Here is a 21,528-nt window from a genome sequence, read left to right on the forward strand (position 1 = left end):
GAAGCCTGCCTCGGCGATGACCGGTCAGGAGCACACGCCCTACCAGCTCTCCGACACCGCGCTGACCGACACCGCCGGTGAGCCGTACTCGATCGCCACCGACGCGGCCAGGCCGCTGACGCTGGTGTTCTACGGCTACACCCAGTGCCCCGACGAGTGCCCGCTGGTGATGTCGAGCCTGACCGCGGCGCTGACCCGTCTCGACCCCGCCGAGCGCAAGCAGGTCGACGTCGCCTTCGTGACGACCGACCCGGCACGCGACACGACGGAGGTGCTCGAGAAGTATCTGGACCGCTACGACGAGGACTTCATCGGCCTCACCGGCGACATGTTGGACATCGTCACCCTGGCCGAGTCGATGCGGCTCTACATAGGGGAGGCCGACCGGCTACCCAGTGGGGGCTACGATCTCGGGGTCCACGACACTCACGTCTCCGCCGTCTCCCAGGGGCAGGCCACCGTGGTGTGGTCGATGAACACCTCGCCCAAGCAGTTTGCCGACGACATCCACCACCTCCTTGAGGAAGTAAACGCCGCATGATGCTCCCGATGTCCATCCCCAGCCCGGCCGAAGGCGTGCTCTGGCTCGGGCCGGTCCCGTTGCGCGGCTACGCCTTCGCGATCATCCTCGGCATCATCGTCGCGGTCTGGGTCTCCGAGCGCCGCTGGAAGGCTCGCGGCGGCCGGGTAGGCGACATCCAGGACATCGCGCTGTGGGCGGTTCCGTTCGGCCTGATCGGCGGCCGGATCTACCACGTCATGACCGACTGGCAGCTCTACTTCGGTGACGGCGCCAACCCGATCGAGGCGCTCTACATCTGGCGCGGCGGGCTCGGCGTGTGGGGTGCGATCGCGCTGGGCGCGGTGGGCGTGATCATCGGCGCCAGGACCAAGGGCATCAAGATCATCCCGCTGCTGGACACCATCGCCCCGACCTGTCTGCTCGCGATGGGCATCGGCCGCTGGGGCAACTGGTTCAACCAAGAGCTCTACGGCAGGCCCACCGACCTTCCCTGGGGCCTTGAGATCGACCCGTCGTTCTACCCCGAGGGCCCCGGCCAGTTCCCGGTCGGCACCACGTTCCACCCGACGTTCCTCTACGAGTTCGGCTGGGACATCCTCGCCTTCTTCGTGATCGTCTACCTGCAGAAGAAGCTGCGTCTGGGCGGCGGCCGAGTGGTGGCTCTCTACGTGATGGCCTACTGCCTGGGCCGCGGCATGATCGAGACCCTGCGCATCGACAACGTGCAGCTGGTCGACGTGGCCGGCCTGCGCTGGAGCGAGTGGATGTCGATCATCCTGTTCGTGCTCGCGGCCGCATGGTGGGCGTATGCCACTCTCACCGGACGGGGTATGGTCGAGGAGGAGGTCTACAGCGATCCTGCCAAGGCCCCGGCGAACGACACGACGAACGACCCTGCGGACGACACCGAGAACGACGCCGACGAAGACACCGCCGGCGACGTGAACGACAACGGGACCGACGACGAGGAATCCTCGACAAAGGCGTGATCAGGCACAGATATCGGGCGCAAAGAAGCGCCCTGTTGGAGGATGTCCACCCTTCGACCCTCGTGCGCAACCTACGCGTGACACAGTGGTAACCTAGCCGCACTCGCGCGGGCCAACGCTGTCCCCTGCAGATTGCCAGTTTCATCCCCGCAAGGGCGCGCGCACCTGTCGCAGACTTCCCCCGCTCCGGACCCGGCTCGAAGCAGAGCCGGAAATCCGGGGCTATTGGGCTGCGTCGGTCGGTGCGTGCCCGAGCCCGGACAGACGGGAGATCCCGGTGCCGTACGAGCACTCGTATCCATCCCCCCAGGGTCTCTATGACCCTCGGTTCGAGAAGGACGCCTGCGGCGTCGCCATGGTTGCGACGCTGACCGGTGAGGCCAGTCACGACATCGTGAAGCAGGGCATCCGTGCCCTGGTGAATCTCGATCACCGCGGCGCCGCCGGCGCCGAGACCAACTCTGGCGACGGCGCCGGGATCCTGTTGCAGGTCCCCGACGCCTTCCTGCGTGAGGTCGTCGACTTCGACCTTCCGGCCGAGCGCGCCTACGCCGTCGGCACCGCCTTCGTCCCCGGCGACGCCGACCAGGTCGAGCGCACCGTGAAGCTGGTCGAGGAGATCGCGACCGAGGAGGGCCTGGAGGTCCTCGGGTGGCGTGACGTGCCGGTCAACCCGGACTCCCTCGGTGCCACCGCCAAGGCGGTCATGCCGACCTTCCGGCAGCTCTTCGTCGCCGGTGCCAAGCAGCGCGTGACGGGCCTGGCCCTGGAGCGGCTCGCCTTCTGCCTGCGCAAGCGTGCGGAGCGGGAGACCGATGTCTACTTCCCCTCGCTCTCCAGCCGCACCCTCGTCTACAAGGGCATGCTCACCACGCCCCAGCTGGCCGAGGTGTTCCCCGACCTGGTCGACGAGCGGGTCGCCTCCGCGATCGCCGTCGTCCACAGCCGGTTCTCGACCAACACCTTCCCGAGCTGGCCGCTGAGCCACCCGTTCCGGTTCATCGCCCACAACGGCGAGATCAACACCGTGATGGGCAACCGCAACTGGATGAAGGCGCGCGAGGCGCTGCTCGAGTCCGACGTGATCCCCGGTGACCTGGAGCGGCTCTTCCCGATCTGCACCGAGGGCGTCTCCGACTCCGCCTCCTTCGACGAGGTCCTCGAGCTGCTCCACCTCTCGGGCCGCAGCCTGCCGCACGCCATGCTGATGATGATCCCGGAGGCGTGGGAGAAGCACGAGGAGATGGACCCCGCCCGCAAGGCGTTCTACGAGTTCCACTCCTCGCTGATGGAGCCCTGGGACGGTCCCGCGTCGGTCGTGTTCACCGACGGCACCCAGATCGGCGCGGTCCTCGACCGCAACGGCCTGCGTCCCTCCCGCTACTGGGTCACCGAGGACGGCCTGGTCGTGCTCGGCTCCGAGGCCGGCGTGCTGGCCGACATCGACCCCGCCACCGTGGTCCGCAAGGGCCGGGTCCAGCCGGGCAAGATGTTCCTGGTCGACACCGCGGAGCACCGGATCATCGAGGACGACGAGATCAAGTCCGAGCTCGCCGCCGAACACCCCTACGACGAGTGGCTCCACGCCGGTCTCGTACGCCTCGAGGACATCCCCGAGCGCGAGCACATCGTCCACACCCACGCGAGCGTGACCCGTCGCCAGCAGGTCTTCGGCTACACCGAGGAGGAGCTGCGCATCCTGCTCGCGCCGATGGCCAACACCGGCGCCGAGCCGATCGGCTCGATGGGCACCGACAGCCCGATCGCGGCGCTGAGCGACAAGCCCCGGATGCTGTTCGACTACTTCGCCCAGCTCTTCGCGCAGGTCACCAACCCGCCGCTGGACGCGATCCGCGAGGAGCTCGTCACCAGCCTGGCCGGCACCATCGGCGCCGAGTCTAACCTGCTGAGCCCCGGCCCGGCCTCGTGCCGCCAGATCGTGCTGCCGTTCCCGGTCATCTCCAACGACGACCTGGCCAAGATCCGTCACATCAACCGTGACGGTGACATGCCGGGCTTCCAGGTCCACATCGTCCGCGGCCTCTACGAGGTCGACGGCGGTGCCGACGCGCTGCAGGCGCGTCTGGACGAGATCGCCGCCGAGGTCTCCCAGGCGATCGAGGACGGTGCCCGCATCATCGTCCTCTCCGACCGCCACTCCACCCAGGAGATGGCGCCGATCCCGTCGCTGCTCCTCACCGGCGCCGTCCACCACCACCTGGTCCGCGAGCGCACCCGCTCGCAGGTCGGCCTCCTGATCGAGGCCGGGGACGTACGCGAGGTCCACCACGTCGCCCTGCTGATCGGCTATGGCGCCGCCGCGGTCAACCCGTATCTCGCGATCGAGTCCGTCGAGGACCTCGCCTACGAGGGCTACTTCGTCAAGGCCGACGCCGAGGCGGCGATGGCCAACACGATCAAGGCGCTCGGCAAGGGTGTCCTCAAGGTGATGTCGAAGATCGGCGTCTCCACGGTCGCCTCCTACACCGGCGCGCAGATCTTCGAGGCCGTCGGCCTGTCCAGGGAGGTCGTGGACCGCTACTTCACCGGGACCACGTCCAAGCTGGGCGGCATCGGCCTCGACGTGATCGCCGAGGAGGTCGCCAAGCGGCACGCCACCGCGTACCCGCGCGACGGAGTCGCCAACGCCCACCGCGCGCTGCCGATCGGCGGCGAGTACCAGTGGCGTCGCGAGGGCGAGCCGCACCTGTTCGACCCGGAGACGATCTTCCGGCTCCAGCACGCCACCCGCACCGGCCGCTACGACGTCTTCAAGCAGTACACCGACCGCGTCAACGAGCAGTCCGAGCGACTGATGACGCTGCGCGGGCTCTTCAAGCTCAAGAGCGCCGAGGAGCTGGGTCGCGAGTCGATCTCGATCGACGAGGTCGAGCCCGTCGAGGCGATCGTCAAGCGCTTCTCGACCGGTGCGATGTCCTACGGCTCGATCTCCCAGGAGGCTCACGAGACGCTCGCCGTCGCGATGAACATCCTCGGCGGCAAGTCCAACACCGGCGAGGGCGGCGAGGACCCGGATCGTCTCTACGACCCGAAGCGTCGCTCGTCCATCAAGCAGGTCGCCTCGGGCCGCTTCGGCGTCACCAGCGAATACCTGACCAACGCCGACGACATCCAGATCAAGATGGCCCAGGGCGCCAAGCCCGGCGAGGGCGGCCAGCTGCCCGGCCACAAGGTCTACCCGTGGGTGGCCAAGACGCGTCACTCGACGCCGGGCGTCGGGCTCATCTCCCCGCCGCCGCACCACGACATCTACTCGATCGAGGACCTGGCTCAGCTGATCCACGACCTCAAGAACGCCAACCCGTCCGCTCGCGTCCACGTGAAGCTCGTGGCCGAGGTCGGTGTCGGCACGGTCGCCGCGGGTGTCTCCAAGGCGCACGCCGACGTCGTGCTGATCTCCGGCCACGACGGCGGCACCGGCGCGTCCCCGCTGACGTCGCTGAAGCATGCCGGCGGCCCGTGGGAGCTCGGTCTCGCCGAGGCGCAGCAGACGCTGCTCCTCAACGGGCTGCGCGACCGGATCGTGGTGCAGACCGACGGCCAGCTCAAGACCGGTCGCGACGTGGTCATCGCCGCGCTGCTCGGCGCCGAGGAGTTCGGCTTCGCCACCGCGCCTCTGGTCGTCTCCGGCTGCGTGATGATGCGGGTCTGCCACCTCGACACCTGCCCGGTCGGCGTCGCCACCCAGAACCCGGTCCTGCGTGAGCGGTTCACCGGGAAGGCCGAGCACGTCGTCAACTTCATGCGCTACATCGCCGAGGAGGTCCGCGAGCTCCTCGCCGAGCTCGGCTTCCGGACCATCGACGAGGCGGTCGGCCATGCCGAGGCGCTCGACGCACGCGACGCGATCGACCACTGGAAGGCCTCCGGGCTCGACCTGGCGCCGATCTTCACCCGTGTGGAGTCGCCCCAGCAGTTCTCCGACCAGGCCCTCCACAACACCAAGACCCAGGACCACGGGCTGCAGAAGTCCCTCGACGTCAACGAGCTGCTGCCGCTCGCGGCGCCGGCGCTCGAGCGCGGCGAGCCGGTGCGCGCCCAGCTGCCGATCCGCAACGTCAACCGCACCGTCGGCACGCTCCTCGGTCACGAGATCACCAAGCGCTACCGCGGCGCCGGCCTGCCCGAGGGGACGATCGACATCACCTTCACCGGCTCCGCCGGCCAGTCGTTCGGCGCGTTCATCCCCAGCGGGCTGACGCTGCGCCTGGAAGGCGACGCCAACGACTACGTCGGCAAGGGCATCTCCGGTGGCCGGGTGGTCATCCGCCCGGAGCGTACGGCCGGGTTCAGGGCCGAGGACCACATCATCGCCGGCAACACGCTGGCCTACGGCGCCACCAGCGGACGGATCCACATCCGCGGAGGCGTGGGGGAGCGGGCCGCGGTCCGCAACTCCGGTGCCAGCATCGTCACCGAGGGTGTCGGCGACCACGGCTGCGAGTACATGACCGGTGGTCGTGTCGTCGTGCTCGGTCCGACCGGGCGCAACTTCGCGGCCGGCATGTCCGGCGGCATCGCGTGGGTCCTCGACTTCGCGCAGCAGCGGCTCAACGGCGAGCTGGTCGCGGCCACCGCCGTCGAGGAGAAGTACGCCGCCGAGCTCGAGCAGCTCGTCCGCGACCACCTCGAGGAGACCGGCTCGGCCGTCGCCGAGGCGCTCCTGGCCGACTGGCCGAACTCTCTGACCCGCTTCACGCAGGTCATGCCCAGTGACTACAAGCGCGTGCTCGAAGCTCAGGAGGAGGCCCTCGAGGAGGGCCTCGACGAGGACGAGGCTGCCGCGCGGATTATGGAGGTACTTCATGGCTGAGCTTGCGAAGTCCATGAACATCCAATACAGCATGGCCGCCGTGGGCGCGGCGACGAAGGAGCCGTCCCATGGCTGACCCCAAGGGTTTTCTGAAGAACGGACGTGAGGTCGCCGAGAGGCGTCCCGTCGAGGAGCGCGTCAAGGACTGGCACGAGGTCTACCCGGGCAAGATCGGCAAGACCCTGCTGCCGATCATCAACACCCAGGCCTCGCGCTGCATGGACTGCGGCATCCCGTTCTGCCACCAGGGCTGCCCGCTCGGCAACATCATCCCCGAGTGGAACGACCTGGTCTGGCGCAACGACTGGGAGGGCGCCTCGGAGCGTCTGCACGCGACCAACAACTTCCCCGAGTTCACCGGTCGCCTCTGCCCGGCGCCGTGCGAGACCGCCTGCGTGCTGGGCATCAACCAGCCCGCGGTGACGATCAAGAACATCGAGGTCTCGATCATCGACAAGGCCTGGGACGCGGGCTACGTCAAGCCGCAGCCGCCCGAGTGGCTCTCCGGCAAGGCGGTCGCGGTCATCGGCTCCGGGCCTGCGGGCCTGGCCGCCGCCCAGCAGCTCACCCGGTCGGGCCACACCGTGGCCGTCTACGAGCGGGCCGACAAGATCGGCGGGCTGCTGCGCTACGGCATCCCCGAGTTCAAGATGGAGAAGTCCCAGGTCGACCAGCGCCTGGCGCAGATGCGCCGCGAGGGCACGGTCTTCCGTCCGGGCGTCGACGTCGGCACCGACATCACCGGTGCTCAGCTCCAGGACCGCTACGACGCGATCGTGCTGGCCAACGGCTCGACCGTCGGCCGCGACCTGCCGGTTCCCGGGCGTGAGCTCGACGGGATCCACCAGGCGATGGAGTACCTGCCGCAGTCCAACCGCGCCTCGCTCGGCGAGGCGGTCCCCGACCAGATCCTGGCCGAGGGCAAGCACGTGGTCATCATCGGTGGCGGTGACACCGGCGCCGACTGCCTCGGCACCGCGATCCGCCAGGGCGCGGAGTCGATCACCCAGCTGGAGATCATGCCCCGCCCGCCGGAGGAGCGCCCCGACGCTCAGCCGTGGCCGACGTACCCGATGACCTACCGGGTCGCCTCCGCGCACGAGGAGGGTGGCGAGCGGGTCTACGCGGTCTCCACCAAGGAGTTCCTCGGCACCGAGGACGGCCGCGTGCGCGCCCTGAAGCTGGTCGAGGTCGAGTTCATCGACGGCAAGCTGACCGAGAAGGAGGGGACGGAGAAGGAGATCCCCGCCGACCTGGTTCTGCTGGCGATGGGCTTCACCGGTCCGGAGAAGGACGGCCTCCTCACCCAGCTGGGTGTGGAGTACGACCCGCGCGGCAACGTCGCTCGCGACGACTCCTACGCCACCTCCGTCCCCGGCGTGTACGTCGCCGGCGACGCGGGTCGCGGGCAGTCGCTGATCGTGTGGGCGATCGCCGAGGGCCGCGCAGCAGCGGCCGCGGTCGACACCTTCCTCACCGGCTCGACCAACCTGCCGGCGCCGATCCGCCCGACGGACCGACAGTTGATGGTCTGAGGCTGACGCACAGAGGCTGACACACCGAGGCACAACGGCGTGCCGATGACTGGCTCGGCACCTTCACACGGAGGTGTCGGGCCAGTCGGTTCCAGCACTGGGTTTGAGGGGGCGACCAAGGGGCGGGAGACTGGCGCCATGCCGGACGTACCCGCCGTCGTGAATCCCAGGGAGTGCACGATCGCCGACGCGCTCGAGGTCGTCGGCGACCGCTGGAGCCTGCTCGTCGTCCGAGAGCTCTTCTACGACCAGCTCCGGTTCTCCCAGATCGCGCGCAACACCGGCGCGCCCCGCGACGTGCTCACCGTGCGGCTGCGCAAGCTGGTCGAGCACGGCGTGATCGCGCGGGAGCAGTACAGCGAGCGGCCGGTCCGCTACGAGTATCGGCTCACACCGGCCGGCCGCGCACTCTCCCCGGTGTTGCTCACGCTCAAGAAGTGGGGGAGCGAGCATGCTCGCCCCGGCGTCGATCCGGCGCCGCTCCTACACACTTGCGGTGAGGAGTTTGTCGCTCACGTGCATTGTCGCGCCTGTGGGGAGGGGCTAGCCGCCGGCGACCTCACGCTGGGTGTGCAGCGGGCCAGCGGCGTCTGACCCGGAACCTTGGTGTCAATGCTCGATGAATGACCAGATCGGGTCGCCTCCCGGGTGCTGGTTTGAACGTTCCAGAGGGGTAGTCTGGGCTCCCGTGAGAAGAGCCAAGATCGTCTGCACCCTGGGACCCGCCGTCGGGACGGAGCGTCGCATCCGCGAGCTCGTCTACGCAGGCATGGACGTCGCCCGGATGAACATGAGCCACGGGTCCCACGACGACCACTCCAGCAACTACGCGCTGGTGCGGGAGGCCGCTGCGGCGAGCGGGCACAGCGTCGGCATCTTCGCCGACCTGCAGGGCCCCAAGATCCGCCTCGAGCGCTTCGAGGAGGGGTCGACCACCCTGCACCGCGGTCAGCCCTGGACGATCACCACCCGGGACGTGCCCGGCACAGACAAGATCTGCGGGACGACCTACAAGGGCCTTCCCGGTGACGTGAAGGTCGGCGACCCGATCCTGATCGACGACGGCAAGCTGCGGCTGCGGGTCACCGCGGTCGACGACACCGAGGTCCACACCGAGGTGCTGGTCGGCGGGAAGGTGTCCAACAACAAGGGCATCAACCTGCCCGGCGTCGCCGTCTCCGTGCCGGCTCTCTCCGAGAAGGACGAGGAGGACCTCCGGTTCGCGCTCAAGCTCGGCGTCGACATGATCGCGCTCAGCTTCGTGCGCAACGCGAAGGACTACGAGGACGTCCGCAAGATCATGGACGAGGAGGGGCGCGTCGTCCCGGTCATCGCCAAGATCGAGAAGCCGCAGGCGATCGACAACCTCGACGAGGTCATCGCCGCCTTCGACATGTTCATGGTCGCCCGCGGTGACCTCGGCGTGGAGTGCCCGCTCGAGGAGGTGCCGTTTCTGCAGAAGCGGATCATCGAGCTGGCTCGCCTCAACGCCAAGCCGGTCATCGTCGCCACCCAGATGCTCGACTCGATGATCTCCAGCCCGGCCCCCACCCGCGCCGAGGCCAACGACGTCGCCAACGCCGTCCTCGACGGCGCCGACGCGGTGATGCTCTCCGCGGAGACGAGCGTGGGGGACTATCCGATCCACACCGTCGAGACGATGGCGCGCATCATCGTCGCCACCGAGCGCCACGCGTTCTCCTCGGAAAGCAGCCGCGCCGCCGAGCTGAGCCCCATCGACTGGGACCCGCACACCCGCTCCGGAGTCATCGCCAAGGCCGCCGCCGAGGTCGCCGACCGGGTCGGCGCGAAATACCTGGTCGCCTTCACCACCTCCGGTGACTCCGCCCGCCGCCTCTCCCGGCTGCGCGGTGTGATCCCGCTGCTCGCCTTCACCCCCTCCGACGCCGTACGCAGCCAGCTCGCGCTCAGCTGGGGCACCGAGACCTTCCGCACCGACGAGGTCGAGCACACCGACGAGATGGTCCGCCAGGTCGACGAGAACCTGCTCAAGCTCGGCCGCGTGGAAGAGGGCGAGTTCGTGGTGATCATCGCCGGCTCGCCTCCCGGCATCCCCGGCTCCACCAACGCCCTGCGCATCCACCGCATCGGCGACGCGATCAACGCGGTCGCGCCTGCCTACGAGCGCAAGGGCTAGCTCTTCGGGCCGATCAGGGCGTCGAGCGCCGCGACCGCGTCGCGGCGCGAGACGCTGATCGTCCTCCAGTTGGACTGGCGCCACGGGATCTCGACGAGATCGAGGGCCCACGCGCACAGGCCGCGGATGTCGTCGGAGACGTTCACGAACTGCCAGCGCGGATAGACGTAGGTCCGAGGACCGCTCGGGAAACGACGGGTGACGGTGTTGATGCTGCGGGAGCCATCGCTGTGGAAGAGGCCTCGGAGGAAGTCAGCCGGGCAACTCTCGACGATCTTGAGTTGCCACGGTTTGAGGACGATCGGCCGGGTGTGCTTGCGGCCCGCTCCGTGCTGGGGGAATAGGCACGGCCAATGCATCCAGTTCGAATGGACATCCAGGCACCCGGTGCGTGGCACGCGAAAGACCCGGCCACCCGGCCTGATCCGATCGAGCAGACCTATCACGTCCTCGATGATTTGCGGATAGACGAGGTCGCAGGAGATGCGGAGGAAGTAGTAACGAGCAGCCCTCGCGATGTAGCCGTCTCCGAGGTAGAAACCGAGAAGCGCGGCGTACGCCTCCTCGTCGATCTGCAGGTCATCGCACCGCGGGCATGCGCCGGGTCCGCTGCTGGGTTCACGGTCCCGCCACTCTCGAACCGTCGATCGCGCGACCCCCGTCGCCCTGGCGACGGCTGACAGCGACTCACCTTGTTCGAGGAGCGCGAGCGCCTCAGCTCGGATGGGAGCGGCGTACATGCTCGTAGTCTGCGCTCGAGCACCGACATTTCGGTGGAACGGTTAAGCGATTTGGTGCCCCGGGTCGGATTCGAACCGACACTGGATGTGGTTTGAGCACATGGCCTCTGCCGTTGGGCTACCGGGGCTCTTTGCGGTGCGGAACGTGCCACCGCGAGAGCACAACTTACCGGACAGTGGGCGGGATCACTGAACCGGGACCTGCCCCAGATGCCCTAGTCTGTGCTCGTGACGGAGAGCAACCCCAGCAGCACCCCGGAGACCCACACGCGGCGAACGGTCGTCATCGCGGAGGACGAGGTCCTGATCCGGATGGACCTCAAGGAGATGCTCACCGAGGAGGGGTACGACGTCGTCGGCGAGGCCGGGGACGGCAAGGCCGCGATCGAGCTCGCCACCGAGCACCGGCCCGACCTGGTGATCCTCGATGTGAAGATGCCGGTGCTCGACGGGATCGCGGCGGCGGAGGCGATCGCGCGCGACCGGATCGCCCCGGTGGTCATGCTGACCGCGTTCTCCCAGCGTGAGCTGGTGGAGCGTGCGCGCGACGCGGGTGCGATGGCCTACCTTGTCAAGCCGTTCAACATCACCGACCTGGTGCCTGCGATCGAGCTCGCGGTGAGCCGCTTCCAAGAGCTCGCCCAGCTCGAGAAGGAGGTCGCCGGTCTGACCGACCGGCTCGAGACCCGCAAGGCTGTGGACCGGGCCAAGGGGATCCTGCAGGAGGGGCTCACGCTCAGCGAGCCCGAGGCGTTCCGGTGGATCCAGAAGACCGCCATGGACCTGCGGCTGTCGATGCGCCAGGTGGCTGAGGGCGTCATCGAGCACGGCGTCAGCGGGCCACGTACCTGAATCCGTGTAAACAGCACGTCACAGATCGGTTGCGGTCTCGGATGAGGGTCAACCTGTGGCTTGTTCGTGGGTGATGTCGGCCTAGACTGCCCGCGCGGATCCGGCTGACCAGCGAGTTCAGCTGGTGTCAGGATCCGTCTTTAGGACACAGAGGCAGGAGTACCCACGTGCGCAAGCGGCTCTACAGAGTCCTCGTCGCGCTCATCGGTGCGCTGATGGTGCTGTTGGTAGGGACCCCGGGGGCCGCACAGGCAACCGAAACCCCACCGCCGGACGCCACCGCGATCCAGGTGACGCTTCAGGACAAGGCCAACAAGGATGCCCAAGGCAATCCCAAGCCGATCCCGGACGTGACCCTCGAGGTCACCAAGGACGGTGAGAAGGTCGGTGAAGGCGTCACCGACGCCGAGGGTGTGGCGATCATCGAGGTCGAGGAGCTCGGCGAGTACGTCGTGTCCCTCGACGAGGACACGCTGCCGTCGGGGACCGTCCTCGACGAGAACACCAACGACGAAGCCACCGTGCAGGTGCGCTTCCAGGGCCCCAACAACCGGGCCATCTTCCCCATCGGGGTCACCGCCGGCGACCAGGCGAACTTCGCCAAGGACCTGGCGACCAACCTCCGTGGCGGCCTGGTCTTCGCTCTCATCCTCGCGGTGGCCGCGCTCGGGTTCGCCCTGATCTTCGGACCGACCGGCCTCTCCAACTTCGCCCACGGGGAGATGCTCACCTTCGGTGCGGTGATCGCCTGGACCTTCGACTCGCTGCTCGACTCCGGAGCGCTTGCCGGTGTCGCGGTGATCATCGCCGCCATCATGGCGACCATGGCCGGAGGGCTCGGCGGGTACGTCCAGGACAAGGTGCTGTGGGGGCCGGTCCGACGGCGCGGCGCCGGCCTGATCGCGATGATGATCATCTCGATCGGACTGGCGATCTTCCTGCGCTACGTCTTCCAGTACTTCTACACCTCCTCCACGCTGCAGTACTCGCAGTACTCGAACCAGAGGCGCGAGGCGCACTGGTACTACCTCGGGTTCGCCATGGCCGACCGCGAGGCGGTGATCGTCGTGGTCGCCCTCGTCGTGATCGTGGGCGTGTGCCTGTGGCTCGCCAAGAGCCGCATGGGCAAGGCGATGCGAGCGGTCTCCGACAACCCGGCCCTGGCCGCGTCCTCGGGCCTGCGCGTCGACAGTGTCATCACCAGCGCCTGGGTGCTCGGTGGCGCGATGACCGCGTTGGCCGGTGTCCTCTACGCGTTGCAGAACCAGGTCAACAGCTTCATGGGAATGAAGATCCTGCTGGTCATCTTCGCCGCGGTCACCCTCGGCGGCCTCGGCACCATCTGGGGTGCTCTGCTCGGTGCCCTGGTGATCGGCTTGATCAACGAGCTCGGGCCGCTGCTGTTCAACATTCCTCCGTCGATCAAGGAAGTCGGACCGCTGGTGATCATGATCGTGATCCTGCTGGTGCGCCCGCAAGGCATCCTCGGTCGCAAAGACCGGCTCGGGTAGGAGACGACAATGGATATTCTAGAGATTCTCCGCACCGCGTTGCAGCAGGCTCTCGGTCCCCAGGCGATCGTCTTCGCCCTACTGGCCATCGGTCTCAACGTCCACTTCGGCTACACCGGTCTGCTGAACTTCGGCCAGGCCGGGTTCGCCCTGGTCAGCGCGTACGGTCTGGCCGTCACGATCGTCACCTTCGGGGCGCCGTTCTGGCTCGGCCTGATCGTGGCGATGATCGCGCCCCTGGTGCTGGCCGTGATCCTCGGTCTGCCGACCCTGCGGCTGCGCGCCGACTATCTGGCGATCGTGACGATCGCCGCCGCTGAGATCCTGCGGTTCGTCGCCGGCGCGGTCGAGACCAAGGACGTCTTCGGTGGCTCCAACGGACTGAGCGGCTTCGCCGGACCGTTCCAGGCCGCCAACCCGTACTCCAAGGGCGTGGATCTCGGCATCGTGGCCTTCCGGCGCGACGACCTGTGGTCGTTGACGGTCGGGTGGGCGCTGGTGGCTGTCTGCTGCGTACTGGTCTGGGCGCTCATGCGTAGTCCGTGGGGCCGAGTCCTGCGCTCGATCCGTGAGGACGAGGATGCCGTGCGCTCGCTGGGCAAGAACGTCTTCGCGTACAAGATGCAGGCTCTCGCTCTCGGTGGCCTCATCGGTGGCCTGGGCGGGCTGTTCCTGGCGCTCAAGCAGGCCTCGGTGGTGCCCACCAACTACGCCACGCTGATGACCTTCTACGCCTTCGCCGCGCTGCTTCTCGGTGGTGCGGCCCGGGTGCTCGGCCCCGTCATCGGAGCGATCCTGTTCTGGTTCCTCATCGCTGGGCTCGGCTCGTTCTTCAGGCAGTCGGCCGGCGCCGACGGCTGGATCCCGACGGTGATCATGACCGACACCCAGGCCAGCCTGATCCGTTACATCGTGCTGGGTCTGGCCATCATTCTGCTGATGATCTTCCGCCCACAGGGGATCTTCGGAGACCGTAGGGAGATCGCGATCGATGAGCGCTGACATGACTGACAAGACCGACAAGACGGACAAGACGGACACGGGGCCTGCGGGCCTCGTCGGCGTGAGCACCGAGCCGGGTGCCAAGAAGCCCGACCCGATCCTGGTCGCCGACAACATCGTGCGTACGTTCGGTGGCCTGACCGCCGTCGACGTGGACCACTTCGAGATCCAGCGGGGTGCGATCACGGCGTTGATCGGGCCCAACGGTGCAGGCAAGACCACGTTCTTCAACCTGCTGACCGGTTTCGACCAGCCCAGCAGCGGCACCTGGAGCCTGGACGGCAGATCGCTGAAGGGGATGGCGCCGTTCAAGGTCGCCCGCCTCGGCATGGTGCGTACGTTCCAGCTCACCAAGGTGCTTGCGAAGCTCTCGGTGCTCGAGAACATGCGTCTGGGCGCCACCGGACAGCGCGGTGAGCGGTTCTGGGCCGCTCCGTTCAAGGGCCTGTGGGGCAAGCAGGAGGCCGAGATCACCGCGAAGGCCGACGACCTGCTCGCCCGCTTCCTGCTCGATGCGAAGCGTGAGGACTTCGCCGGCTCGCTCTCCGGTGGTCAACGCAAGCTCCTCGAGATGGCGCGTTCGCTCATGGTCGACCCCGAGCTGGTCATGCTCGACGAGCCGATGGCCGGGGTGAACCCTGCCCTCAAGCAGTCGCTGCTGGGCCACGTGAAGTCGCTTCGCGACGAGGGCCGCACGGTCCTCTTCGTCGAGCACGACATGGACATGGTCCGCGACATCTCCGACTGGGTCATCGTGATGGCCCAGGGGAAGATCGTCGCGGAGGGTACGCCCGGATCGGTGATGGCCGACCAGCGCGTGATCGACGCCTATCTCGGCGCCCATCACGACACCGACCTGAGCGAGCTCGACGAGGAGAAGCTCGAGGCCGAGGTCGAGGCCGAGATCGCCCAAGAGGAGGGTTCGAAGTGACTTCCACCGACACGGACAAGTTCCGGGAGACCCACCTGCGTGAGGCCGAGGGCGCGGTGCTCCGTGCCGACGGCCTGATCGCGGGCTACCTCCCGGGGGTCAACATCCTCAACGGCAGCGATCTCTACTGCCAGCGCGGCGAGCTGGTCGGCATCATCGGCCCCAACGGCGCCGGTAAGTCGACGCTGCTCAAGGCGTTGTTCGGCCTGGTGAAGATCCACGAGGGCACCGTCAAGCTCGAGGGTGAGGACATCACCGGCAAGCGTGCCGACGAGCTCGTCTCGCGAGGGATCGGGTTCGTCCCGCAGAACAACAACGTCTTCCCGAGCCTGACCATCGAGGAGAACCTCGAGATGGGCTGCTACCAGGCGCCGAAGAAGTTTGCGGAGCGGTTCGAGTTCGTCGCCGGGATCTTCCCTGCCCTCGGTGAGCGCCGCAAGCAGCGCGCTGGCGGTCTCTCCGGCGGTGAACGTCAGATGGTCGCGATGGGCCGGGCGCTGATGATGGAGCCGTCGGTCCTGCTGCTCGACGAGCCGTCTGCGGGGCTCTCGCCGGTCATGCAGGACGAGGTCTTCGTCCAGACGCGCAAGATCAACCAGGCCGGCGTCTCGGTCGTGATGGTCGAGCAGAACGCCCGTCGCTGTCTGCAGATCTGCGACCGTGGCTACGTGCTCGACCAGGGCCGCAACGCCTACACGGGCGCCGGCCGCGAGCTCGCGGACGACCCGAAGGTGATCGAGCTCTATCTCGGCACCCTGGGTGCCAAGGAGGACTGACGAGCGTACGTCTCGAACGCACGGGGCCCCGGAGCAGCTGCTCCGGGGCCCCGTGCGGTGTTCAGGCGACGGTGTTCGAACGCCGCTGGGAGCGCCGCGCGGCGAGCAGCTCGCCGACGGCGCTGGACTGCTTCGGGCTGCGAGACATCCGGGCGTGATGGGGCAGGGCGCGGCCGACGACGTTGAGCCGGGAGCGTACGACCGCGGTCGGGGCCACGCGCATGACGGCCTGCGCTCCGAGACCGAGCCGGGCCAGGAACCGGTTGCCGTCACGGCCGGCGGCGGAGCCCGCGGCCGCGATCACCCTGACGCCGCGCTCCTCGGCGAAGACGACGGCCGACTCCATCAGCTTCCGGCCCACGCCCCGGCGCCGAAAGCTGGGAACGACGTGGGGCGCGAAGATCTGCACCGTCGGCTCCAGGTTGAGCGGACCGAAGGTGGTGGCGCGCAGGTAGACCGCCCCGGCGGTCTCGCCGCCGCACTCGGCGACCAGGAGGCGCTGGTCGGGGGAGGCGCCGGCGTCACGGATGATCGTCTCCAGGTCGCCTAGCTGGTCCTGGGCGTCCGCCATCCGCAGCGAGTCCTGCCAGATGCCGAGAAGGAAGAGCGCGTCATCGACTCGAGCCTCTCGCAGCGTCACCGGAACCCTGCTCATCGGGCTCGTCCTACACGGGTGTCGTGCGTACAGATCATCACAATTCCTCCACGATCGTGGCTGTTCCCGGGCGGAATCGGGTTTCCCGAGTGATCATGTCACCACGGTGCCGATAATACGGAGCCGATCATGGCGGCAACCCAGGCAATGATGCCATGGGGGAGATGTAACGGATTGGTGAAAAGACAAGTCCCTCGGGTGATTCACCCTCCGGGCGTCTCTAATGTGTCTCCGCAAGGTCCGACGTGAGCCGGGCCAGCCCATACGAAAGAGGGACTAAGCAGTGAACTCATCATCCTCTACCTGGATGAAGCTGACCGCAGGCGCCGGCGCCTTGGCGCTCAGCTTCACCCTCGCCGCCTGTGGCGGCGAGACCGCTTCCGAGGAGCCGGAGAAGAAGGCCGCCCCCAAGGGTGACGGCACTTTCACCGTCGGGCAGCTCCTCCCACAGACCGGCAGCCTCGCGTTCCTCGGCCCGCCCGAGTTCGCCGGTGTCGACCTCGCCGTCAAGGAGATCAACGAGGCTGGCGGCGTGCTCGACAAGCCGGTCGCCTCGCACAAGGCCGACGAGGGCGACTCCGACTCGGGCATCGCGCCGGCTGAGGCCGACAGCCTGCTGTCGAAGAAGTCCGACGTCATCATCGGCACGGCATCCTCGGGTATGGCGAAGACGGTCGTGGACAAGATCATGAGCGCGGGCACCGTGCTCTTCTCGGGTGCCAACACCTCGACCGACTTCGACGAGGGCGACTTCTCCAAGCCTGACCTGTACTTCCGTACGTCTCCCTCCGACATCCTCCAGGGTGCGGTGCTGTCGAACCTGCTGATCGAGGACGGTCGCTCCAACGTGGCCATCCTGGCTCGTCAGGACGCCTACGGTGAGACCCTCGCCGAGCAGATCAAGGTCAACCTCGAGGGCTCGGGCGCCAAGGTCGCGACCACGTCGTTCTACAGCCAGGACGCCACCTCGTTCGAAGCCCAGGTCAACGAGATCGCCGGCTCTGGTGCCGACGCTGTCGTCGTGGTCTCCTTCGAGGAGGTCAAGAAGATCATGCCGCAGCTCATCGCTGCGGGTGCTGGCCCGGCCAAGCTGCCGACCTACTTCGTCGACGGCAACACCGCGGACTACTCCGACACCTTCAAGAAGGGGGAGCTCAAGGGCGTCAAGGGCACCATCCCGGGCGCCGAGACCAGCGACGACTTCAAGGCGCGTCTCGCCACGGTCGACCCGAACCTGAAGGACTACGCGTACGCGGCCGAGTGCTACGACGCCACGATCGTCGCAGCACTCGCGGCGGTTGCGGCCGAGAACGACTCCGGTGAGGCGGTCGCCGAGCAGATCATCGATGTCACCACCGGTGGCACCAAGGTCACGTCCTTCGCCGAGGGCGTCGAGCTTCTCAAGAAGGGTGAGGACATCGACTACGACGGTGTCTCCGGCCCGATCGAGCTCGGTGAGACCGGTAGCCCGACCGCTGCGTCGATCGGCATCTACCAGTACGACGACAAGAGCCAGATCGCTCCGGTCAAGTACATCTCCGGCCAGATCTGATCTGCCTGAGACCAATGGCGAGTGCCCCGAGGCGAAAGCCTCGGGGCACTCGTGCTCTGTCTGTCGGCTACGCCTTGGGGACGCGCGCGGCGTCGATGAGCGAGCAGGTGATCCGCGAGGTGCAGACCCGCTTGCCGCGCTCGTCGGTGATCACGATCTCGTAGGCCGCCGAGCTGCGTCCGAGGTGGATGGCCGTCGCGGTGCCGGTGACGATGCCGGAGGTCGCCGCGCGGTGGTGGGTGGCGTTGATGTCGACGCCGACGGCAAGCTTGCCCATCGACGCGGCGTGCATGCCGGATCCGGTAGACCCGAGCGTCTCGGCGAGGGCGACCGAGGCGCCGCCGTGCAGCAGCCCGTACGGCTGGGTGTTGCCCTCAACAGGCATGGTGCCGACGACCTTCTCGGCTGAGATCTCGAGGATCTTGACGCCCATCTTGTCGTTGAGGCCACCCATGCCGTGGGGGAGCGAGGCGAAGAACGTCTCGCCGGCGGTCTCGTCGCCTGGCGAGACGGGCTGGTCGGTGGTCGATGCATCGGTCATGGATGCATCGTCGCATGTGCCGCTCGGGCCCGGGGCGCGAGGGACGCGCGGGTCTCGACCCGCGGTCGCGCCGTTGTCGGCGGTCGTGGATAGAGTCGGACCGTGGCTGACGTGACGCGTGACCGACTGCTCCTTCTCGATGGGCACTCGCTGGCCTACCGGGCCTTCTTCGCTCTGCCGGTGGAGAACTTCTCGACCGTCACGGGGCAGCACACCAATGCCGTCTACGGCTTCACCTCGATGCTGGTCAACGTGCTGCGCGACGAGACCCCGACCCATGTCGCGGTCGCCTTCGACCTGTCGCGGCAGACGTTCCGGCTGGAGGAATACTCCGAGTACAAGGCCAAGCGCAACAAGACGCCCGACGAGTTCAAGTCCCAGCTGCCGCTGATCCAGCGGCTGCTCGACGTGCTCAACATCCGCCATCTGTCGCTGGCGGGCTACGAGGCCGACGACATCATCGCCACCTTGGTGACTCAGGGGCTGGAGGCCGGGATGGAGGTGCTGATCCTGACCGGCGACCGCGACTCGCTGCAGCTGGTCACGGAGTCCTCGACCGTGCTCTATCCGATGCGAGGAGTCTCCGACCTGGCGCGGATGACACCCGAGTCCGTGGAGGCGAAGTACGGCGTGCCGCCGCACCGCTATCCCGAGATCGCCGCGCTGGTGGGGGAGGACTCCGACAACCTGCCCGGCATCCCCGGTGTCGGCCCGAAGACCGCCGCGAAGTGGATCAACACCTACGACGGCCTCGACAACGTGATCACCCACGCCGACCAGATCAAGGGCAAGGCCGGCGACAACCTGCGTGCGCACCTCGGTGACGTGATGCGCAACCGGCGGCTCAACGCACTGGTGCGAGACCTGTCCCTCGAGATCGGCCCGGCCGACCTCGGGCGGGTCGAGTGGGACCGTGCGGCCGCGCTGGAGCTCCTCGACGAGCTCGAGTTCCGCGGGGAGATCCGCACCCGGATCACCGACGTGCTCGCCCCGGAGGACGACGTCCCGGTCGACGAGAGCGGGTTCGCGCTGGAGGGCGAGACCCTGGCTCCCGGCGCCGTCGCGGCCTACCTCGACGGGCTCGGGGCCACGCCCGTGGGCGTGCATGTGCGCGGGGCCTGGGGTTCTGGCACCGGCCGCGTGGACGGGTTCGGCTTCGCGACGCCGGAGCGGGCGGCGTACGTCGGGGTGGACGGGCTCACGCCCGAGGACGAGAAGGCGCTGGCCGACTGGCTCGCGGACGCCTCGAAGCCGAAGATCATGCACGACGCCAAGGGGGCCGAGCTGGCGATCGACGCCCATGGTTGGTCGCTGCGCGGGCTGACCACCGACACCGCGCTGTCTGCCTACATCGTGGCTCCCGACCAGCGCTCCTACGACCTCGCCGACCTGACGCTGCGCTATCTCAAGCGTGAGCTCAAGCAGGAGGACGACGGTGGCCAGGAGTCGCTCTTCGGCGACGACGAGGTCGGCGGCGACGGCGTCTCGAAGACCTCGATGCTCTACGCCCGGGCGGTGCTCGACCTCGCCACCGAGCTCGACTCGGCGGTCGAGGCCGCCGGCGGACACCGGCTGCTGGCCGAGGTGGAGCTTCCGCTGCTGCATCTGCTGGCGCGGATGGAGAAGACCGGGATCGCGGTCGACACCGAGCACCTCGACGCGCTGGAGCGGCACTTCGCCGGTCAGATGAAGCAGGCCGCCGACGAGGCCTACGGCGTGATCGGCAAGGAGATCAACCTCGGCTCGCCCAAGCAGCTGCAGGTGGTGCTCTTCGACGAGCTCGACATGCCGAAGACGAAGCGCACCAAGACCGGCTGGACCACGGACGCCGACGCCCTCCAGCAGCTCTATGTGAAGACCGAGCACCCGTTCTTGATCGCCCTGCTGCGTCACCGCGACGTCACCCGGCTGCGGGTCACCATCGAGGGCCTGCTGAAGACCGTGCAGGACGACGGCCGCATCCACACCACCTTCAACCAGACCATCGCGGCCACCGGCCGGCTCTCCTCGACCGAGCCCAACCTGCAGAACATCCCGGTGCGCACCGAGGAGGGTCGCGGGATCCGGAAGGGCTTCGTCGTCGGAGACGGCTACGAGTCGCTGTTGACGGCCGACTACAGCCAGATCGAGATGCGGATCATGGCCCACCTGTCCGAGGACGAGCTGCTCATCGAGGCGTTCCGTTCCGGGCGCGACTTCCACTCGATCACCGCCGCGCGAGTATTCAGCGTCGACCCTGACGCGGTCTCGGTGGAGCAGCGGGCCAAGATCAAGGCGATGAACTACGGCCTGGCCTATGGGCTCTCGGCCTTCGGCCTCTCCCAGCAGCTCGGGATCGAGCCGAGCGAGGCGCGTGGGCTGATGGAGGAGTACTTCGAGACCTTCGGCGGCATCCGGGACTATCTGCGCAGCCTGGTCGAGGAGGCCCGGCGCACGGGCTACACCGAGACCATCATGGGTCGCCGCCGCTACCTGCCGGACCTGCTCTCGGACAACCGCCAGCGCCGTGAGACCGCCGAGCGGATGGCGCTCAACGCTCCCATCCAGGGCTCGGCCGCCGACCTGATCAAGGTCGCCATGCTGCGGGTCCAGGCCGCTATCGACGAGGCCGGTCTCACCTCCCGGATGCTCCTCCAGGTCCACGACGAGCTCGTCTTCGAGGTCGCCTCGGGGGAGCGGAAGGCCCTGGAGACCCTGGTGCGCCAGCAGATGGGCTCCGCCGCTGACCTCAACGTCCCCCTCGACGTATCGGTGGGCACCGGCCTCTCCTGGCACGAAGCCGCCCACTGACCCCGCCGAATCGGTAGTTATGGCGCGCCGAATCGGTAGATCTGGCGTGCCCCGGCTCCGCTGAGACACCACGCCCGGAGCTCGTCGGCGGGTCGCGTCGCGGCCGCCTCGATGTCGGCGTTGCGCTGCTCCGGGGAGG

Annotated in this window: 16 protein-coding genes and 1 tRNA gene; 13 read left to right on the forward strand and 4 right to left on the reverse strand. The window is 67.9% G+C overall.

Features of this window, described 5'->3' with window-relative positions; genetic code table 11:
- The first annotated feature begins 16 nt into the window (after nt 1–16).
- From ABZZ22_RS21475 to pyk, 6 genes are all read left to right on the forward strand, one after another.
- Nucleotides 17–541, forward strand: a complete 525-nt coding sequence (locus tag ABZZ22_RS21475) for an SCO family protein (RefSeq protein ID WP_354935594.1) — start codon at nt 17–19, stop codon at nt 539–541.
- An 8-nt stretch (nt 542–549) separates the two neighbouring features.
- Nucleotides 550–1,512, forward strand: a complete 963-nt coding sequence (gene lgt / locus ABZZ22_RS21480) for a prolipoprotein diacylglyceryl transferase (protein WP_354935597.1) — start codon at nt 550–552, stop codon at nt 1,510–1,512.
- Between the two features lie 277 nt (nt 1,513–1,789).
- Nucleotides 1,790–6,346 (forward strand): glutamate synthase large subunit, encoded by a 4,557-nt coding sequence (gene gltB, locus ABZZ22_RS21485; RefSeq protein ID WP_354935600.1) that lies wholly within the window; start codon nt 1,790–1,792, stop codon nt 6,344–6,346.
- A 68-nt stretch (nt 6,347–6,414) separates the two neighbouring features.
- Nucleotides 6,415–7,881, forward strand: coding sequence for a glutamate synthase subunit beta (locus ABZZ22_RS21490; protein ID WP_354935603.1), 1,467 nt, complete (start codon nt 6,415–6,417; stop codon nt 7,879–7,881).
- 138 nt (nt 7,882–8,019) lie between these two features.
- Nucleotides 8,020–8,475 (forward strand): helix-turn-helix domain-containing protein, encoded by a 456-nt coding sequence (locus ABZZ22_RS21495; protein ID WP_354935606.1) that lies wholly within the window; start codon nt 8,020–8,022, stop codon nt 8,473–8,475.
- Between the two features lie 94 nt (nt 8,476–8,569).
- Nucleotides 8,570–10,039, forward strand: coding sequence for a pyruvate kinase (gene pyk / locus ABZZ22_RS21500; protein ID WP_354935609.1), 1,470 nt, complete (start codon nt 8,570–8,572; stop codon nt 10,037–10,039).
- On the opposite strand, the gene ABZZ22_RS21505 is transcribed toward pyk, so the two are convergent.
- Together ABZZ22_RS21505 and ABZZ22_RS21510 are read right to left on the reverse strand one after the other, a co-directional pair.
- Nucleotides 10,036–10,779 carry a helix-turn-helix domain-containing protein gene (locus tag ABZZ22_RS21505; RefSeq protein WP_354935612.1) on the reverse strand — a complete coding sequence of 248 codons (744 nt, stop codon included), beginning with the start codon at nt 10,777–10,779 and terminating at the stop codon, nt 10,036–10,038. The genes pyk and ABZZ22_RS21505 overlap by 4 nt on opposite strands.
- Nucleotides 10,780–10,831: 52 nt before the next feature.
- Nucleotides 10,832–10,907: transfer RNA gene (locus ABZZ22_RS21510), tRNA-Leu, on the reverse strand.
- Between the two features lie 94 nt (nt 10,908–11,001).
- On the opposite strand from ABZZ22_RS21510, the gene ABZZ22_RS21515 reads away from it, so the two are divergent.
- From ABZZ22_RS21515 to ABZZ22_RS21535, 5 genes are all read left to right on the forward strand, one after another.
- A complete protein-coding gene (locus ABZZ22_RS21515) occupies nt 11,002–11,631 on the forward strand; it encodes a response regulator (RefSeq protein ID WP_354935615.1) in 630 nt (209 codons plus the stop codon).
- Between the two features lie 167 nt (nt 11,632–11,798).
- Nucleotides 11,799–13,142 (forward strand): hypothetical protein, encoded by a 1,344-nt coding sequence (locus ABZZ22_RS21520; protein WP_354935618.1) that lies wholly within the window; start codon nt 11,799–11,801, stop codon nt 13,140–13,142.
- A gap of 9 nt (nt 13,143–13,151) precedes the next feature.
- A complete protein-coding gene (locus ABZZ22_RS21525) occupies nt 13,152–14,144 on the forward strand; it encodes a branched-chain amino acid ABC transporter permease (protein WP_354935621.1) in 993 nt (330 codons plus the stop codon).
- Between the two features lies 1 nt (nt 14,145).
- A complete protein-coding gene (locus ABZZ22_RS21530) occupies nt 14,146–15,075 on the forward strand; it encodes an ABC transporter ATP-binding protein (protein ID WP_292644286.1) in 930 nt (309 codons plus the stop codon).
- The gene (locus tag ABZZ22_RS21535; protein WP_354935624.1) at nt 15,072–15,851 is read left to right on the forward strand and encodes an ABC transporter ATP-binding protein; all 780 of its coding nucleotides are present in this window, start codon (nt 15,072–15,074) and stop codon (nt 15,849–15,851) included. The genes ABZZ22_RS21530 and ABZZ22_RS21535 overlap by 4 nt, the downstream gene beginning before the upstream one ends.
- 61 nt (nt 15,852–15,912) lie before the next feature.
- Here ABZZ22_RS21535 and ABZZ22_RS21540 read toward each other — a convergent pair whose 3' ends face one another.
- On the reverse strand, nt 15,913–16,506 hold the full coding sequence (locus ABZZ22_RS21540) for a GNAT family N-acetyltransferase (protein ID WP_354935627.1): 594 nt from the start codon (nt 16,504–16,506) through the stop codon (nt 15,913–15,915).
- Nucleotides 16,507–16,813: 307 nt separating this feature from the next.
- Here ABZZ22_RS21540 and ABZZ22_RS21545 point away from each other — a divergent pair, with 307 nt between their 5' ends.
- Nucleotides 16,814–18,058: an ABC transporter substrate-binding protein gene (locus ABZZ22_RS21545; protein ID WP_354935630.1), complete on the forward strand. Its 1,245-nt coding sequence runs from the start codon at nt 16,814–16,816 to the stop codon at nt 18,056–18,058.
- Between the two features lie 67 nt (nt 18,059–18,125).
- Here ABZZ22_RS21545 and ABZZ22_RS21550 read toward each other — a convergent pair whose 3' ends face one another.
- A complete protein-coding gene (locus ABZZ22_RS21550; protein ID WP_354935633.1) occupies nt 18,126–18,599 on the reverse strand; it encodes a hotdog fold thioesterase in 474 nt (157 codons plus the stop codon).
- Between the two features lie 102 nt (nt 18,600–18,701).
- Between ABZZ22_RS21550 and polA the strand changes: the two genes are divergently transcribed.
- Nucleotides 18,702–21,389 carry a DNA polymerase I gene (gene polA, locus ABZZ22_RS21555; RefSeq protein WP_354935636.1) on the forward strand — a complete coding sequence of 896 codons (2,688 nt, stop codon included), beginning with the start codon at nt 18,702–18,704 and terminating at the stop codon, nt 21,387–21,389.
- The last annotated feature ends 139 nt before the right edge of the window (nt 21,390–21,528 follow it).

The organism is Nocardioides sp. NPDC006273 (assembly GCF_040613495.1).
Taxonomy (GTDB): domain Bacteria; phylum Actinomycetota; class Actinomycetes; order Propionibacteriales; family Nocardioidaceae; genus Nocardioides.

Bases quoted from the DNA above. Each gene is read 5' to 3' on its own strand.
- ABZZ22_RS21530 (WP_292644286.1), top strand. From the start codon at position 14,146: ATGACTGACAAGACCGACAAGACGGACAAGACGGACACGGGGCCTGCG.
- ABZZ22_RS21545 (WP_354935630.1), top strand. From the start codon at position 16,814: ATGAAGCTGACCGCAGGCGCCGGCGCCTTGGCGCTCAGCTTCACCCTC.
- ABZZ22_RS21550 (WP_354935633.1), bottom strand. From the start codon at position 18,599: ATGACCGATGCATCGACCACCGACCAGCCCGTCTCGCCAGGCGACGAG.
- ABZZ22_RS21490 (WP_354935603.1), top strand. From the start codon at position 6,415: ATGGCTGACCCCAAGGGTTTTCTGAAGAACGGACGTGAGGTCGCCGAG.
- ABZZ22_RS21525 (WP_354935621.1), top strand. From the start codon at position 13,152: ATGGATATTCTAGAGATTCTCCGCACCGCGTTGCAGCAGGCTCTCGGT.
- ABZZ22_RS21475 (WP_354935594.1), top strand. From the start codon at position 17: ATGACCGGTCAGGAGCACACGCCCTACCAGCTCTCCGACACCGCGCTG.
- lgt (WP_354935597.1), top strand. From the start codon at position 550: ATGTCCATCCCCAGCCCGGCCGAAGGCGTGCTCTGGCTCGGGCCGGTC.
- ABZZ22_RS21540 (WP_354935627.1), bottom strand. From the start codon at position 16,506: ATGAGCAGGGTTCCGGTGACGCTGCGAGAGGCTCGAGTCGATGACGCG.
- ABZZ22_RS21495 (WP_354935606.1), top strand. From the start codon at position 8,020: ATGCCGGACGTACCCGCCGTCGTGAATCCCAGGGAGTGCACGATCGCC.
- ABZZ22_RS21505 (WP_354935612.1), bottom strand. From the start codon at position 10,779: ATGTACGCCGCTCCCATCCGAGCTGAGGCGCTCGCGCTCCTCGAACAA.